This is a genomic window from Nocardioides pyridinolyticus (assembly GCF_054653575.1).
Genome location: NZ_BAAIFY010000022.1, coordinates 18,801 through 31,912, shown reverse-complemented (window position 1 = coordinate 31,912; position 13,112 = coordinate 18,801). Strand labels below are relative to the sequence as shown.

Genomic DNA, 13,112 nt, shown 5'->3' with positions numbered 1-13,112 from the left:
TCACCCCGCCAGCCTGACAGTGGTCGACGCGCCCCAGATCGCCATCGAGAGGAACAGGTCGATCACGTTGATCGCGACGATGCTCGTGCGCACGGCCTTGCCCACGGCGACGCCCACGCCGGCCGGGCCGCCGGACGCGGTGTAGCCGTAGTAGCAGTGGATGAGGATCACGGTGACGGCGAAGACCAGCACCTTGCCGAAGGACCACAGCACGTCGCCGGGTGGCAGGAACGTGTTGAAGTAGTGGTCGTAGGTGCCCGTGCTCTGCCCGAAGAACTGGGTGACCGTGAGTCTCGTGGCGAAGTACGACGCCAGCAGGCCGACGACGTAGAGCGGGATGATCGCGATCAGGCCGCCGATGATGCGGGTGGTCACGAGGAACGGCAGCGACGGGATCGCCATCACCTCGAGCGCGTCGATCTCCTCGGAGATCCGCATCGCGCCGAGCTGGGCGGTGAAGCCGCACCCGACGGTCGCGGCGAGCGCGATGCCGGCGACCAGCGGCGCGATCTCACGGGTGTTGAAGTACGCCGAGACGAAGCCGGAGAACGCCGCGGTGCCGAGCTGGTTCAGCGCGGCGTACCCCTGGAGGCCGACCTCGGTGCCGGTGAAGAAGCACATCGCGGTGATGACGCCGACGGTGCCGCCGATGACCGCGAGCGCGCCCGAGCCGAGGGTCACCTCGGCGAGGATGCGGAGGATCTCCTTCTTGTAGCGCCGCAGCGTGCGCGGGGTCCATGCGAGCGCCTTGATGAAGAACGCGAGCTCTTCGCCGAGACTGTCGAGGGTCTTGAGGGGCCGGTCGTAGACGGCACGGAGGCTGGCCATGGGCGTCAACCTGTCTTCGGCGGCACGAGCTGGAAGTAGATCGCGCTCATGACGAAGTTGGCGACGAACAGGAGCATGAAGGTGATGACGACGGACTCGTTGACCGCGTCGCCGACGCCCTTCGGACCGCCGGCGGCGTTCATGCCCTTGTAGCAGGCGACGATCGAGGCGATCAGGCCGAACACCAGCGCCTTGAGCATGCCCTGCCAGATGTCGGGCAGCTGGGCGAGGGCGGTGAAGCTGGCGATGTAGGCGCCTGGTGTGCCGTCTTGGAGGACGACGTTGAAGACGTAGCCGCCGGCCACGCCGACGACGCTCACCAGGCCGTTGAGGAAGAGCGCGACGAGCATGCAGGCCAGCACGCGCGGGACGACGAGGCGCTGGATCGGGTCGATGCCCAGCACCATCATCGCGTCGAGCTCCTCGCGGATCTTGCGGGCGCCGAGGTCCGCGGCGATCGCGGATCCGGCCGCGCCGGCGATGAGCAGCGAGGTGGCGATCGGGCCCGCCTCCCGGACCACCGCGAGGACGGCGGCGGAGCCGGTGAAGGACTGGGCGCCGAACTGCTTGATCAGGCCGCCGACCTGGAGGGCGATCACCGCGCCGAACGGGATCGCGACGAGCGCGGTGGGGATGATCGTCACCGAGGCGATGAACCACGCCTGCTGCAGGAACTCCCGGAGCTGGAAGGGTCGCCGGAAGACGCCGCGCATCACGTCGAGGGCGAACGCGAAGAGGTTCCCCGCGGTCCCGACGGGCGCGAGCATCCGGCTCGCGGTCACGTTGGACATGGCTGGACCTCAGACCCCCGTCGCCATCGACATGTTCTGGTCGAACGAGCCGGGGGGCGGAGTGACGCCGTTCTGGCGGCACCAGTCACCCGGCGGGCGCTGGCTGCGGCGAGGGATGCCGTTGGAGGGCTCGAGCTGGAGCGGGATCGGCGGGAGCGGAGGGAGCTCCTGGTCGCGCTCGGCCTCGAGCTCGTCGGCGTCCTTCTCCTCGGACATGCCGATGGGGCCGACGCGTTGGGCGTTGAGGAACTGGCGGACGACCGGCTCCTCGGAGGAGAGCAGCATCTCGCGCGGGCCGAACATGGCCAGGTGCCGGTGGTAGAGCAGGCCGATGTTGTCCGGGACGGTCCGGGCGGTGTTGATGTCGTGGGTGACGATGAGGAAGGTGGCGTCGATCTGGGCGTTCAGGTCGACGATCAGCTGGTTGAGGAACGCGGTGCGCACCGGGTCCAGCCCGGAGTCCGGCTCGTCGAAGAGCACGATCTCGGGATCGAGCACGAGCGCGCGCGCTAGGCCGGCGCGCTTGCGCATGCCGCCGGAGATCTCGCCGGGCAGCTTGTCCTCGGCGCCGATGAGACCGACGAGGTCCATCTTCTCCATGACGATGTCGCGGATCTCGGACTCGGACTTCCTGGTGTGCTCGCGCAGCGGGAAGGCGACGTTGTCGTAGAGGTTCATCGAGCCGAACATCGCGCCGTCCTGGAACAGCACGCCGAAGAGCTTGCGGATCTCGTAGAGGTCCTTCTCCGAGCAGGTGGCGATGTCGGTGCCCTCGATGACGATCGAGCCCTGGTCGGGCTTCAGGAGGCCGATCAGGGTCTTGAGGAACACGGACTTGCCGGTACCGGACGGGCCGAGCATCACGCAGATCTCGCCGGCCGGGACGGTCAGGGTCACGTCACCCCAGATCAACTGCTTCCCGAACGACTTGCTGAGGTGCTCGACCTCGATCTCGACACCCATCGATCCCCTGTCCCCTCCGTCGTCCTGCGTGCACCCGGCTCGGCACTGGACACAGCTGTCACGCTCCCTGCCCACTGACCGGTAACAACGCGACCGTCACCGCGAAGTTACGCGCGAGTTTCCTTCCCCGCTCCCTGCCTGCGTACACCTCCGCGGGGAGCGGTCTGGACCGTCGTCCGGCAATGCCACGAGGGGCGGCCCACCCGACCGGGTGGACCGCCCCTCGTGAGGGTTCAGCTGGGTTCAGCTGGCAGACGTCACTTGAGGGTGACGGTGGCGCCGGCGCCCTCGAGGGCCTCCTTCGCCTTCTCGGCCACGTCCTTCGCGACGTGCTCGAGGATCGCCTTGGGGGCGGACTCGACCAGCTCCTTGGCCTCCTTCAGGCCGAGGGAGGTGAGTGCGCGCACCTCCTTGATGACGTTGATCTTCTTGTCGCCGGCCGACTCCAGGATGACGTCGAACTCGTCCTGGTCGGCACCGCCGGCGGCGTCGCCGCCGGCCGCCGCGCCGCCCGCGGCCGGAGCCGCGGCAACGGCAACCGGAGCGGCGGCGGTGACGCCGAAGGTGTCCTCGAACTGCTTCACGAACTCGCTGAGCTCGATCAGCGTCATCTCCTTGAACGCGTCGAGGAGCTCGTCGGTGCTGAGCTTCGCCATGGTGGCGCTTCCTTCCATTCGGTTGGTCCGGCAGCTGCTGCGTCCGGACCGGGTTTCAGGTGGTGGTTCGCCGAGGCTCAGGCCTCGGCGGTCTCCTCGTCAGAGGCGGCCTCGGCGGCGGGCTCCTCAGCGGGAGCCTCCTCCTCGGCGGGAGCCTCGTCAGCGGCGACCGGCTCGGCCGAAGCCGCACCAGCACCACCTGCGAGGATCGAGGGGTCCTGCTCGGCCTTCGCCTGGAGCGCACCCGCGAGGCGGGCGGCCTGGGCGATCGGCGCGTTGAGCAGGTAGACGGCCTGGCTGAGCGACGCGAGCATCGCGCCGGCCAGCTTGCCCAGGAGCACCTCGCGCGACTCGAGGTCGGCCAGCTTGGCCACCTCCGACGCGTCGAGGGGCTTGCCGTCCAGGACGCCGCCCTTGATGACGAGGGCGGGGTTCGCCTTGGCAAAGTCACGCAGACCCTTCGCGGCCTCGACGACGTCGCCGTTGATGAAGGCGATGGCGGTCGGGCCGTTCAGGAGGTCGTCGAAGCCCGAGATGCCCGCCTCGGTGGCGGCGATCTTGGCCAGCGTGTTCTTGACCACGGCGTAGTTGGCGTTCTCGCCGAGGGAGCGCCGCAGGTCCTGCAGCTGCTTCACGGTGAGACCGCGGTACTCGGTCAGCACGGCGCCAGCGCTGTCGTTGAAGGACTCAACGATCTCCGCGACGGCCGCCTGCTTGTCTGCCCGCGCCATGGGTCTCCTTCCGGTGGTGACCACCGGATCGAGGGCCCGGAGAAAGACGAACGCCCCGAGCGCAGGCCCAGGGCGTATGGATCCGAAGGATCCGCTCTGTCACCTGCGCGGGCCGTCCGTGTCTCCACGGAGCCTTCGGTCCGACTGCTGGCGCAGCCGGACAACCGGCGGTCTCTGGTTTCGTCGGGAACAGTACGCGCCCGTCCGGACCACTGCCAAATCGCCGAGCTGATCCGTCCGAGCCTGCGAGGAGGGATCGATGCTGCGTGGAGGTTGAAAAGGCTCGCGCAGAGCCGAGCGCCAGCGAGGGACTGCGCAAGCCGTCTCGAAACCAAGGCTCCGAAATGGCGAGTCGGCGCAGTCTCAGCTGAGACTGCGCCGACTCGGCGTCGAACAGGGGTCAGGCCGGGGCGTTCTCGTCCTCGACCGCGACGTTGCGCGTGCGGTTCGGGTCGACCTGGATGCCGGGGCCCATCGTGGTGGAGACGGTGACCTTCTTGATGTAGCGGCCCTTCGAGCTGGCCGGCTTCAGACGGAGCACCTCCTCCAGCGCCGCGGCGTAGTTCTCGGCGAGCTGGACCTCGGAGAACGAGGCCTTGCCGATGATGAAGTGCAGGTTGGCGTGCCGGTCGACGCGGAACTCGATCTTGCCGCCCTTGATGTCGGACACGGCCTTGGCCACGTCCGGCGTCACGGTGCCGGTCTTCGGGTTCGGCATGAGACCACGGGGGCCGAGCACGCGGCCGAGGCGACCGACCTTGCCCATCATGTCGGGGGTCGCGACGACGGCGTCGAAGTCGAGCCAGCCACCGGAGACCTTCTCGATGAGCTCGTCGCCACCGACGACGTCGGCGCCGGCCTCGCGGGCGGCCTCGGCCTTGTCCGCGTTCGCGAACACGAGGACGCGGGCGGTCTTGCCGGTGCCGTGCGGCAGGTTCACCGTGCCGCGGACCATCTGGTCCGCCTTGCGCGGGTCCACGCCGAGGCGCATGACGACGTCGACGGTCTCGTCGAACTTCTTCTTGCTGGTGGTCTTCGCGATCTTGATCGCGGCCAGCGGGGCGTGGAGCTCGTCCTTGTCGAACGTCTCCGCCGCCGCGCGGTAGGTCTTGCTGCGCTGCATGAGCTTCTCGTTTCTCTTGGAAAAGATGTGGTTAGCGGGCCAGCGCGGCCCTCCCACGGCTTCAGTCGGTCGTGACGCCCATCGAGCGGGCGGTGCCCTCGACGATCTTCATCGCGGCGTCGATGTCGTTGGCGTTGAGGTCCGGCAGCTTGGTCTGGGCGATCTCGCGCACCTGGTCCTTGGTCAGCTTGCCGACCTTCTCCTTGTGCGGGACGCCGGAGCCCTTCTGCAGGCCCGCGGCCTTCTTGATCAGCTCAGCGGCCGGCGGGGTCTTCGTGATGAAGGTGAAGGACCGGTCCTCGTAGATCGTGATCTCGACCGGGATGACGTTGCCGCGCATGGACTCGGTCTGGGCGTTGTACGCCTTGCAGAACTCCATGATGTTCACGCCGTGCGGACCGAGGGCGGTACCGACCGGCGGAGCCGGCGTCGCGGCACCGGCCTGGAGCTGCACCTTGACCAGTGCGGCGATCTTCTTCTTCGGAGGCATGCTGCTTCTCTTTCTGTCTCGTGGTCATGACGAGGAGTACGTCGTACGCCTCTGCCACCTGCTGCGCCCGGTGTCACGCGGGCAACCGGACAATTGTGCTCCGCGCGCGGCGGAGCGCGAAATCGTCAGACCTTCTGGATCTGGCTGAAGCTCAGCTCGACCGGGGTCTCGCGGCCGAAGATCTCGACCAGCGCCTTGACCCGCTGGGACTCCGCGTTGATCTCGGTGATCGTGGCGTGGAGCGTGGCGAACGGGCCGTCGACCACCATGACGGAGTCGGAGACGTCGAAGTCGGCGACCTCGACCGGCTTCTTCGCGGCACCGCCACCGGACGCGGCCGGGGTGCCGGCGGCGACCGCCTCGGCCTCGGCGCGGGCGACGACGGCCGGAGCGAGCATGCTCTCGACCTCGGACATCGACAGCGGCACCGGCTGGTGGCTGTGGCCGACGAAGCCGGTGACCGACGGGGTGTGCCGCACGGCGGCCCACGACTCGTCGGTGAGGTCCATGCGGACCAGGACGTAGCCGGGGAGGACGGTCCGGCGCACCATCTTGCGCTGGCCGTTCTTGATCTCCGCGACCTCCTCGGTGGGGACCACGATCTCGTGGATGTAGTCCTCCATGTTGAGGGAGATGATGCGGTTCTCCAGGTTCGACTTCACCCGGTTCTCCATGCCGGAGTAGGTGTGCACGACGAACCAGTCACCCGGCTTGGCCCACAGCTCGCGGCGGAACGCCTCGAGCGGGTCGTTGTCGTCGGCCTCGGACTCGGCGGACTCGTCCGGGTCGTCGGAGTCCTCCGAGTCGTCCGAGTCCACCGAGCCCTCGGAGTCCTCGAAGACCGGGTCCTCGTCGCCCTCGGCCTCGGAGAGCTCGCGGCTGGTGCCCACGGCCTCGTGGTCGTCGAGGCCCATGGCCTCGTCGCTGTCCTCGTCGGTGACCTCGGCGTCCAGGCGGGGGTCGTCCTCCACCTCGGGACCGTCGTTCGGCTCGCCGTACTGGTCCTCGAGGGACGTCTCGACCTCGGGGGTCGTCTCGTCGGTCTCGACCGAGTCGTACTCCTGCTCAGACACGTACTGCTCCATCGATGTTCGGGTGCTGCTGGGTGGACCGGGGGCCTCGATCAGGTGCTGGACCCGCCGGTGAAGATCGCGAACACGAGCTTGCCGAAGCCCAGGTCGAGCAGCGACACGATCGTCATCAGGACGACGACGAACACCATGACCACGATGAAGTAGGTGACCAACTGCTCCTGGGTCGGGTAGACGACCTTGCGGAGCTCTGCCACCACCTGCCGGTAGAACGTGGGGAGGCTCGTGCGCTTGTGGGTGTCCCCGCCGCGCGGTCCGCGGACTGCCTTGCTGTCCGGCACGTCCTCACCTCTCCTCGTCTACTGGTTCCTTGCAGGGCACGAGGGACTTGAACCCCCAACCTTCGGTTTTGGAGACCGATGCTCTGCCAGTTGAGCTAGTGCCCTTCGCCAGTGGCTCCGGGACAGCCTGCCTGTGGGCATGGCTGAGCCTGTGGGAATCCACTGATCCTGAAGTCTACGGGGTGAGGTGATCCCGAGTCCAAACCGCCTGTCGGGGCCCCCGCGCGACCGCCCTACGATGGTGCCATGACCTCCCCCGAGACCTCTCCCCGCTCCCGTCGCGTCTCCCGCCGGATCGGCGCGATCGCCGAGTCCGCGACGCTGAAGGTGGATGCGAAGGCGAAGGCGCTCAGGGCCGAGGGCCGTCCCGTGATCGGCTTCGGCGCGGGCGAGCCGGACTTCCCGACGCCGAGCTACATCGTCGACGCCGCCGTCGACGCGGCGCGCGACCCGAAGAACCACCGGTACACCCCGGCCGGCGGCCTGCCCGAGCTGAAGAACGCGATCGCGGAGAAGACCCGCCGCGACAGCGGCCTGGAGATCGAGCCCGGTCAGGTGCTGGTCACCAACGGCGGCAAGCAGGCCATCTACGCGGCGTTCGCCACCATGCTCGACCCGGGCGACGAGGTGATCGTGCCGGCGCCGTACTGGACGACCTACCCGGAGGCGATCCAGCTCGCCGGAGGTACGCCGGTCGAGGTGCTCGCCGACGAGACCCAGGACTACAAGGTGACCGTCGAGCAGCTCGAGGCGGCGCGCACGGAACGCACCAAGGTGCTGCTGTTCGTGTCCCCGTCGAACCCGACCGGCGCCGTCTACACCGCCGACGAGATCCGGGCGATCGGCGCGTGGGTGGAGCAGCACGAGCTGTGGGTGCTCACCGACGAGATCTACGAGCACCTGGTCTACGACGGCATCGAGACCGGCTCGCTGCCGGTGCTGTGCCCCGACGTCGCCGACCACACCGTGGTCGTCAACGGCGTGGCGAAGACCTACGCGATGACCGGCTGGCGGGTGGGCTGGATGATCGGCCCGGCCGACCTGGTCAAGGCCGCCACCAACCTCCAGTCACACGCCACCTCGAACGTCGCCAACGTCTCGCAGCGCGCCGCGCTCGCCGCCCTCGAGGGCGACCTGTCCGCGGTCGAGGAGATGAAGACCGCCTTCGACCGGCGTCGCCGGACGATCGTCGCGATGCTCAACGAGATCGACGGCGTCGAGTGCCCGACCCCGGGCGGCGCGTTCTACGCCTACCCGTCGGTCAGGGGCCTGCTCGGCAAGGAGTACGACGGCCGCACGATCACCACGTCCGCGGAGCTGAGCGAGTACATCCTCGACCAGGCCGAGGTCGCGGTCGTGCCCGGCGAGGCGTTCGGCTCGCCCGGCTACCTCCGGCTGTCCTATGCGCTCGGGGACGACGACCTCGCCGAGGGCATCACCCGGCTGCAGAAGCTCTTCGCCTGACTTGAGGGATCTCCACGCCCTCCCCAAGGCGCATCTGCACCTGCACTTCACGGGGTCGATGCGGCACTCGACGCTGCTCGAGCTCGCGGCCCGCGACGGGATCGCGCTGCCCGACCAGCTCGCCCTGGACTGGCCGCCGAAGCTGTCGGCGGCCGACGAGAAGGGCTGGTTCCGGTTCCAGCGGCTCTACGACGTCGCGCGGTCGGTGCTGCGCACCGAGGGCGACGTGCGGCGGCTGGTCCGCGAGGCCGCGGAGGACGACCTCCGCGACGGCGGCCGCTGGCTGGAGATCCAGGTCGACCCGAGCGGCTACGGCGCGCGCTTCGGCGGCATCACCGCGTTCACCGACCTGGTGCTCGACGCGGTCCGGGAGGCCTCCCGGGAGACCGGGTTGGGCATGGCGGTCGTGATCGCCGCCAACCGCACCCGGCACCCGATGGACGCCCGCACGCTGGCCCGCCTGGCCGGACAGTACGCCGGCCGCGGCGTCGTGGGCTTCGGGCTCTCCAACGACGAGCGGCGCGGGCGCACCGGCGAGTTCGCGCCGGCGTTCCGGATCGCCGAGCGGGCGGGCCTGCTGCTGGCGCCGCACGGCGGCGAGCTCCGGGGGCCCGAGCACATCCGGGTCTGCCTCGACGAGCTGCACGCGCAGCGCCTCGGCCACGGCGTCCGCGCGGCCGAGGACCCGGCGCTCCTCGACCGGATCGCCGAGGCGGGCGTGGTCCTCGAGGTGTGCCCGACCTCCAACGTGGCGCTCGGCGTCTACTCCGACCTGACGTCGGTGCCGCTGCCGACACTGCTGGCCGCCGGGGCCACCGTCGCACTCGGCGCCGACGACCCGCTGCTCTTCGGGTCGCGGCTGGCCGGCCAGTACGCCACGATGCGCGCCGCCCACGAGCTCTCCGACGAGCAGCTGGCGGAGCTGGCCCGGATGTCGGTCCGCGCCTCCCGGGCGCCGGAGGACGCGAAGGCCGCCATCCTCGGCGACATCGACGGCTGGCTCGCGAGCGATGACAGGATGGCCCCATGACGACGGGCCCCGAGAACCCCTACGGCGAGCAGCAGCCCCCGCAGAACCCGTACTACCCCCAGCAACAGCCGGGCTACCAGCAGCCCGCGCAGCAGCCGCCGTACGGCTACCCGCAGCAGCCCTACGGCTACCAGGCTCCGAAGCAGAACCACCCCTCGGCCACGACCGCGCTGGTGCTGGGCATCATCGGCCTGGCCGGCCTCGTGACGTGTGGCGGCATCACGCTGGTCCTGTCGCCGTTCGCGTGGATGATCGGAGCCAAGGCGGTCCGCGAGATCCGCGCCAACCCCGAGGCCTACGCCGGGGAGGGCACCGCCTCGGCCGGCAGGATCATGGGCATCATCGGCACCATCCTGCTCATTCTCGGGGTCCTGGTCCTCGCCGCGATCATCGGCCTCGCGATGGTGAACGTCGCCAACGACCCGACGTACAGCTACTAGAGCTCGCAGCCGACCAGCACCGGCTCGTTGACGAGCCGGATGCCGAAGCGCGCCTCGACGCCGTCGCGCACCTCGCGTGCGAGCGCGAGCAGCTCGGCGGTGCTCGCGCCGCCGCGGTTGGTGATGGCGAGCGTGTGCTTGGAGGAGAGCGCCACCCGGTCGGTGCCGTGGCCCTTGGCGAAGCCGGCGTGCTCGATCAGCCAGGCGGCGCTGGTCTTCACGGTGCCGTCCGGCTGAGGCCAGGCCGGGGCACCCTCGGGCACCGCGTCGGCGGCGACCACCGGGTTGGTGAAGAACGAGCCGGCGCTCCACGTGTCGTGGTCCCCGGCGTCGAGCACCATGCCCTTGCCGCCGCGCAGCGCCAGCACCGCCCGGCGTACGTCGGCGAGCGGGGCCCGCTCCCCCGGCTCGACGCCGAGCGTCCGGGCCAGCTCGGCGTAGGCGACCGGTCCCCCCAGCGAGCCCTGGCGGAGCTGGAAGGTCACCGACAGCACGACGTGTCGGCCGGGGTCGGCCTTGAAGCGCGAGGTGCGGTAGCCGAAGCCGCAGTCGGCGTTGGCGAACGTCCGGACGCCGCGCAGCGTGCGGTCCCAGACCCGCACCGAGGCGATGGTCTGGCTGACCTCCTGGCCGTAGGCGCCGACGTTCTGGATCGGCGTCGCGCCGACGGAGCCGGGGATGCCGGAGAGCGCCTCGACGCCCACCCACTCGCGCTCGACGGCGCGCGCGACGAAGTCGTCCCACGGCTCGCCCGCCGCCACGGTGACCATCACACCGCCGCAGGAGACGCCGTCCTCGACGTCCGGGGCGACGCCGCGGGTGGCGATCTCGACGACCCGGCCGCGGAAGCCCTCGTCGGCGACCACGAGGTTGCTGCCGCCGCCCAGGACCAGCACCGGGAGATCGGTGTCGAGGGCACTCGCGAGGTCGGCCTCGGTGGCCACCGTGACCCACTCGTCGGCCGGGCCACCGAGCCGGAGCGTGGTGTGGTCCCTCAGCTCAGGCACGCACGACTGCCTTCGGCATGCCGAGCACCTTCTGGCCCCCGCAGGTGACGGTGAGCGCGACGGTCGTCAGGCCGCCTTCGGCCGACTTCACCTCACCGGCGACCTCGACGCCGACGCCGCCCTCCCCCGGGACGACGACCGGGTTCGTGAACTTGCAGCCGAAGCTGACCACCTCGGCCCCGGGGAACCACGCCTCGACCGCGCGGGCGGCCAGCGCCATCGTGTACATGCCGTGCGCGATCACCCCGGGCAGGCCGACGCTGCGGGCGACGTCCTCGTCCTGGTGGATCGGGTTCTGGTCGCCGCTCGCGGCGGCGTACCGGACCAGGTCGGCCCGGGTCACGGTGTAGGTCTGGGTCGCCAGGCTCATGCCTCACCGCCCCGGTGCACGAGGGTCGCGGAGGTCGAGCAGACCAGGGCGCCGGAGGCGTCGGTGATCTCGCTGGTGGTGCCGATGATGTCGTTGCCGGCGATCTGCCGCAGGCTCGCGACGGTGAGCGTCGCGGTGAGCTCGTCGCCGGGCACGACCGGCCGCTCGTAGGCGAACTCCTGCTGCCCGTGCACGATCCGGTACAGGTCGATCGACTCGGACTCGAGGAAGGCGTTCATCGCGTCGAACGCGAGCACGATGGGGTACGTCGCCGGGGCCGGCCCGCCGGCGTACTCGCCGCCGGTGGAGGCGACGAAGTCGCCGATGCTCTCGGCGGTCACGACATAGGGTCGGGTGGGTGGGAAGACCCGGCCGACGAGCGACTGGTCGACAGGCATGCCGTCAACCTAGCCTGCTGCTCCTGGCCCTCGTGCTGCTGGTCGCCGGGTGCACCGCGGCCGGTCCGCAACCGCCGCCGGAGGACCGCGCGGCGTCGACGTCGTGCGGGCCGCTCGACTACCGCGACGTCCGGGGCACGCCGCCGCGCTGGCTCGAGAAGTTGGCCCTGGACCGTTGGCCCAACGACGAGCACGTGTGCGCGGGCGTGTGGCTCCGCACCGGCAACGGGTTCGTCCCCCAGGGCCTGGTCGTGGAGGGCCGCACCGCGTGGGTGAGCGGGCTGGCGGCGTCGGCACGGGTGAGCAGGCGCTACTGCGCCGTCGAGCGGTACGACGTGCGGACCGGTGATCAGGAGGCGCGGCTCGCGCCCGTGACCGGCCAGGTGGGCCAGCGTCCGTCGGTCTCCTGCCGGCACGGCGGCGGTCTCGTCGCCGACGAGCACGGGCTGTGGCTCGTGGAGACCGAGCGCCTGTGGCTGCTCGACCCCGACACGCTCGACGTCGAACGGGCGTGGGCGCTCCTCCCGCCGCTGCGCGGGTCCTTCGCCGTGCACGACGACGAGGGGCGGCTGGGCATCGGGCGCTGGCACCCGTGGCGCAAGGCGCAGGTCGACTGGTTCGACGTCGACGAGCTGGTGGGGTCCGGGACGCTCGACCTGAGCGAGGACCTGGCCGACCGGCACTCGGTCGCGCCGCGGGCGACCCAGGGCGCGGCGTTCGACCGGCAGCCCTGGTTCGCGAAGTCGGTGACCCGGTGCGGCGTGCTCGTGGGCCCGTTCGGGCGGCGCGGCTTCGTGCCGGGCGCGGAGGGGATGGACCTCGACGGCGACACCCTGTGGGTGGTCAGCGAGTCCGGGACGCCCCACTACCAGGAGCAGGGCGGTCGTCCGGTGGTGCCGCAGCTGCTGAAGATCGAGGTGCGCGGCGTACGCGCCTGGGACCGGCCGCAGTGCCGGGTCTGAAATGCGAAGCGGCCCGCCAGCAACTGGCGGGCCGTCTCGGAAGACGCGATCAGCGGGTCTCGCGGTGCAGCGTGTGCTTGCGGTCGCGCGGGCAGAACTTCTTCATCTCCAACCGGTCGGGGTCGTTGCGCCGGTTCTTCTTGGTGATGTAGTTCCGCTCCTTGCACTCGACGCAGGCGAGCGTGATCTTGGGGCGAACGTCAGAGCTCTTGCTGGCCACGGGAAGTCCTTGTTTGTCGGTACAGGGTGTCGCTGGTGGTGAGTAGCGGGGGCGGGACTCGAACCCGCGACACCACGATTATGAGCCGTGTGCTCTAACCACCTGAGCTACCCCGCCACGGGCACGGCTGCACCCACCAGACTAATGGTGGGTCCAACGTCCTGCCCAGAGCCCCTTTACGGAATCGAACCGTAGACCTTCTCCTTACCATGGAGACGCTCTGCCGACTGAGCTAAAGGGGCAACGACGGAGAACAATACACACGCT

Annotated in this window: 17 protein-coding genes and 3 tRNA genes; 4 read left to right on the top strand and 16 right to left on the bottom strand. The window is 70.0% G+C overall.

All coding sequences use genetic code 11. The annotated features are described in order from the left end of the window. The 10 genes from ACYQ0U_RS17325 to ACYQ0U_RS17280 all read right to left on the bottom strand — a co-directional run bounded on the left by ACYQ0U_RS17325 (position 1) and on the right by ACYQ0U_RS17280 (position 7,059). Positions 1–828: an MlaE family ABC transporter permease gene (locus ACYQ0U_RS17325; protein WP_459975126.1), complete on the bottom strand. Its 828-nt coding sequence runs from the start codon at positions 826–828 to the stop codon at positions 1–3. A gap of 5 nt (positions 829–833) precedes the next feature. Next, positions 834–1,619, bottom strand: coding sequence for an MlaE family ABC transporter permease (locus ACYQ0U_RS17320; protein ID WP_459975125.1), 786 nt, complete (start codon positions 1,617–1,619; stop codon positions 834–836). A gap of 9 nt (positions 1,620–1,628) precedes the next feature. Next, positions 1,629–2,582 carry an ABC transporter ATP-binding protein gene (locus ACYQ0U_RS17315; protein WP_459975124.1) on the bottom strand — a complete coding sequence of 318 codons (954 nt, stop codon included), beginning with the start codon at positions 2,580–2,582 and terminating at the stop codon, positions 1,629–1,631. A 257-nt stretch (positions 2,583–2,839) separates the two neighbouring features. After that, complete coding sequence (rplL, locus tag ACYQ0U_RS17310; RefSeq protein ID WP_459975123.1) at positions 2,840–3,238, bottom strand: 50S ribosomal protein L7/L12; 399 nt, start codon at positions 3,236–3,238, stop codon at positions 2,840–2,842. A gap of 77 nt (positions 3,239–3,315) precedes the next feature. Then, positions 3,316–3,969 carry a 50S ribosomal protein L10 gene (gene rplJ, locus ACYQ0U_RS17305; protein WP_459975122.1) on the bottom strand — a complete coding sequence of 218 codons (654 nt, stop codon included), beginning with the start codon at positions 3,967–3,969 and terminating at the stop codon, positions 3,316–3,318. A gap of 400 nt (positions 3,970–4,369) precedes the next feature. Next, positions 4,370–5,092 (bottom strand): 50S ribosomal protein L1, encoded by a 723-nt coding sequence (gene rplA / locus ACYQ0U_RS17300; RefSeq protein WP_459975121.1) that lies wholly within the window; start codon positions 5,090–5,092, stop codon positions 4,370–4,372. Between the two features lie 61 nt (positions 5,093–5,153). Beyond that, positions 5,154–5,582 carry a 50S ribosomal protein L11 gene (gene rplK / locus ACYQ0U_RS17295; protein WP_028637305.1) on the bottom strand — a complete coding sequence of 143 codons (429 nt, stop codon included), beginning with the start codon at positions 5,580–5,582 and terminating at the stop codon, positions 5,154–5,156. Between the two features lie 125 nt (positions 5,583–5,707). After that, complete coding sequence (gene nusG, locus ACYQ0U_RS17290; protein ID WP_459975120.1) at positions 5,708–6,667, bottom strand: transcription termination/antitermination protein NusG; 960 nt, start codon at positions 6,665–6,667, stop codon at positions 5,708–5,710. A gap of 38 nt (positions 6,668–6,705) precedes the next feature. Beyond that, positions 6,706–6,954: a preprotein translocase subunit SecE gene (gene secE, locus ACYQ0U_RS17285; protein WP_459975119.1), complete on the bottom strand. Its 249-nt coding sequence runs from the start codon at positions 6,952–6,954 to the stop codon at positions 6,706–6,708. Positions 6,955–6,986: 32 nt separating this feature from the next. Beyond that, positions 6,987–7,059 (bottom strand) — tRNA-Trp (locus ACYQ0U_RS17280). Between the two features lie 141 nt (positions 7,060–7,200). On the opposite strand from ACYQ0U_RS17280, the gene ACYQ0U_RS17275 reads away from it, so the two are divergent. From ACYQ0U_RS17275 to ACYQ0U_RS17265, 3 genes are read left to right on the top strand one after another with little or no spacing between them, the layout of a single operon-like run. Further along, on the top strand, positions 7,201–8,418 hold the full coding sequence (locus tag ACYQ0U_RS17275; RefSeq protein ID WP_459975118.1) for a pyridoxal phosphate-dependent aminotransferase: 1,218 nt from the start codon (positions 7,201–7,203) through the stop codon (positions 8,416–8,418). A 1-nt stretch (position 8,419) separates the two neighbouring features. After that, positions 8,420–9,448, top strand: a complete 1,029-nt coding sequence (locus ACYQ0U_RS17270; protein WP_459975117.1) for an adenosine deaminase — start codon at positions 8,420–8,422, stop codon at positions 9,446–9,448. After that, positions 9,445–9,888, top strand: a complete 444-nt coding sequence (locus ACYQ0U_RS17265) for a DUF4190 domain-containing protein (protein ID WP_459975116.1) — start codon at positions 9,445–9,447, stop codon at positions 9,886–9,888. The genes ACYQ0U_RS17270 and ACYQ0U_RS17265 overlap by 4 nt, the downstream gene beginning before the upstream one ends. Here ACYQ0U_RS17265 and ACYQ0U_RS17260 read toward each other — a convergent pair. Genes ACYQ0U_RS17260 through ACYQ0U_RS17250 form a run of 3 tightly spaced genes read right to left on the bottom strand, consistent with a single transcriptional unit; the run spans position 9,885 to position 11,663 of the window. Next, positions 9,885–10,895 carry a UDP-N-acetylmuramate dehydrogenase gene (locus ACYQ0U_RS17260; RefSeq protein ID WP_459975115.1) on the bottom strand — a complete coding sequence of 337 codons (1,011 nt, stop codon included), beginning with the start codon at positions 10,893–10,895 and terminating at the stop codon, positions 9,885–9,887. The genes ACYQ0U_RS17265 and ACYQ0U_RS17260 overlap by 4 nt on opposite strands. Then, positions 10,888–11,265, bottom strand: coding sequence for a MaoC/PaaZ C-terminal domain-containing protein (locus ACYQ0U_RS17255; protein WP_459975114.1), 378 nt, complete (start codon positions 11,263–11,265; stop codon positions 10,888–10,890). Before ACYQ0U_RS17255 ends, ACYQ0U_RS17260 begins: the two co-directional genes overlap by 8 nt. Beyond that, complete coding sequence (locus tag ACYQ0U_RS17250) at positions 11,262–11,663, bottom strand: FAS1-like dehydratase domain-containing protein (RefSeq protein WP_459975113.1); 402 nt, start codon at positions 11,661–11,663, stop codon at positions 11,262–11,264. Before ACYQ0U_RS17250 ends, ACYQ0U_RS17255 begins: the two co-directional genes overlap by 4 nt. A gap of 32 nt (positions 11,664–11,695) precedes the next feature. Here ACYQ0U_RS17250 and ACYQ0U_RS17245 point away from each other — a divergent pair, with 32 nt between their 5' ends. Further along, on the top strand, positions 11,696–12,625 hold the full coding sequence (locus ACYQ0U_RS17245) for an olfactomedin-like domain-containing protein (protein WP_459975112.1): 930 nt from the start codon (positions 11,696–11,698) through the stop codon (positions 12,623–12,625). A 49-nt stretch (positions 12,626–12,674) separates the two neighbouring features. On the opposite strand, the gene rpmG is transcribed toward ACYQ0U_RS17245, so the two are convergent. From rpmG to ACYQ0U_RS17230, 3 genes are all read right to left on the bottom strand, one after another. After that, entirely contained in the window at positions 12,675–12,845 is a 171-nt protein-coding gene (gene rpmG, locus ACYQ0U_RS17240) for a 50S ribosomal protein L33 (RefSeq protein WP_343906984.1), read from the bottom strand. Between the two features lie 43 nt (positions 12,846–12,888). Then, positions 12,889–12,962, bottom strand: a tRNA-Met gene (locus ACYQ0U_RS17235). A gap of 52 nt (positions 12,963–13,014) precedes the next feature. Further along, positions 13,015–13,087, bottom strand: a tRNA-Thr gene (locus ACYQ0U_RS17230). Positions 13,088–13,112 lie beyond the last annotated feature (25 nt).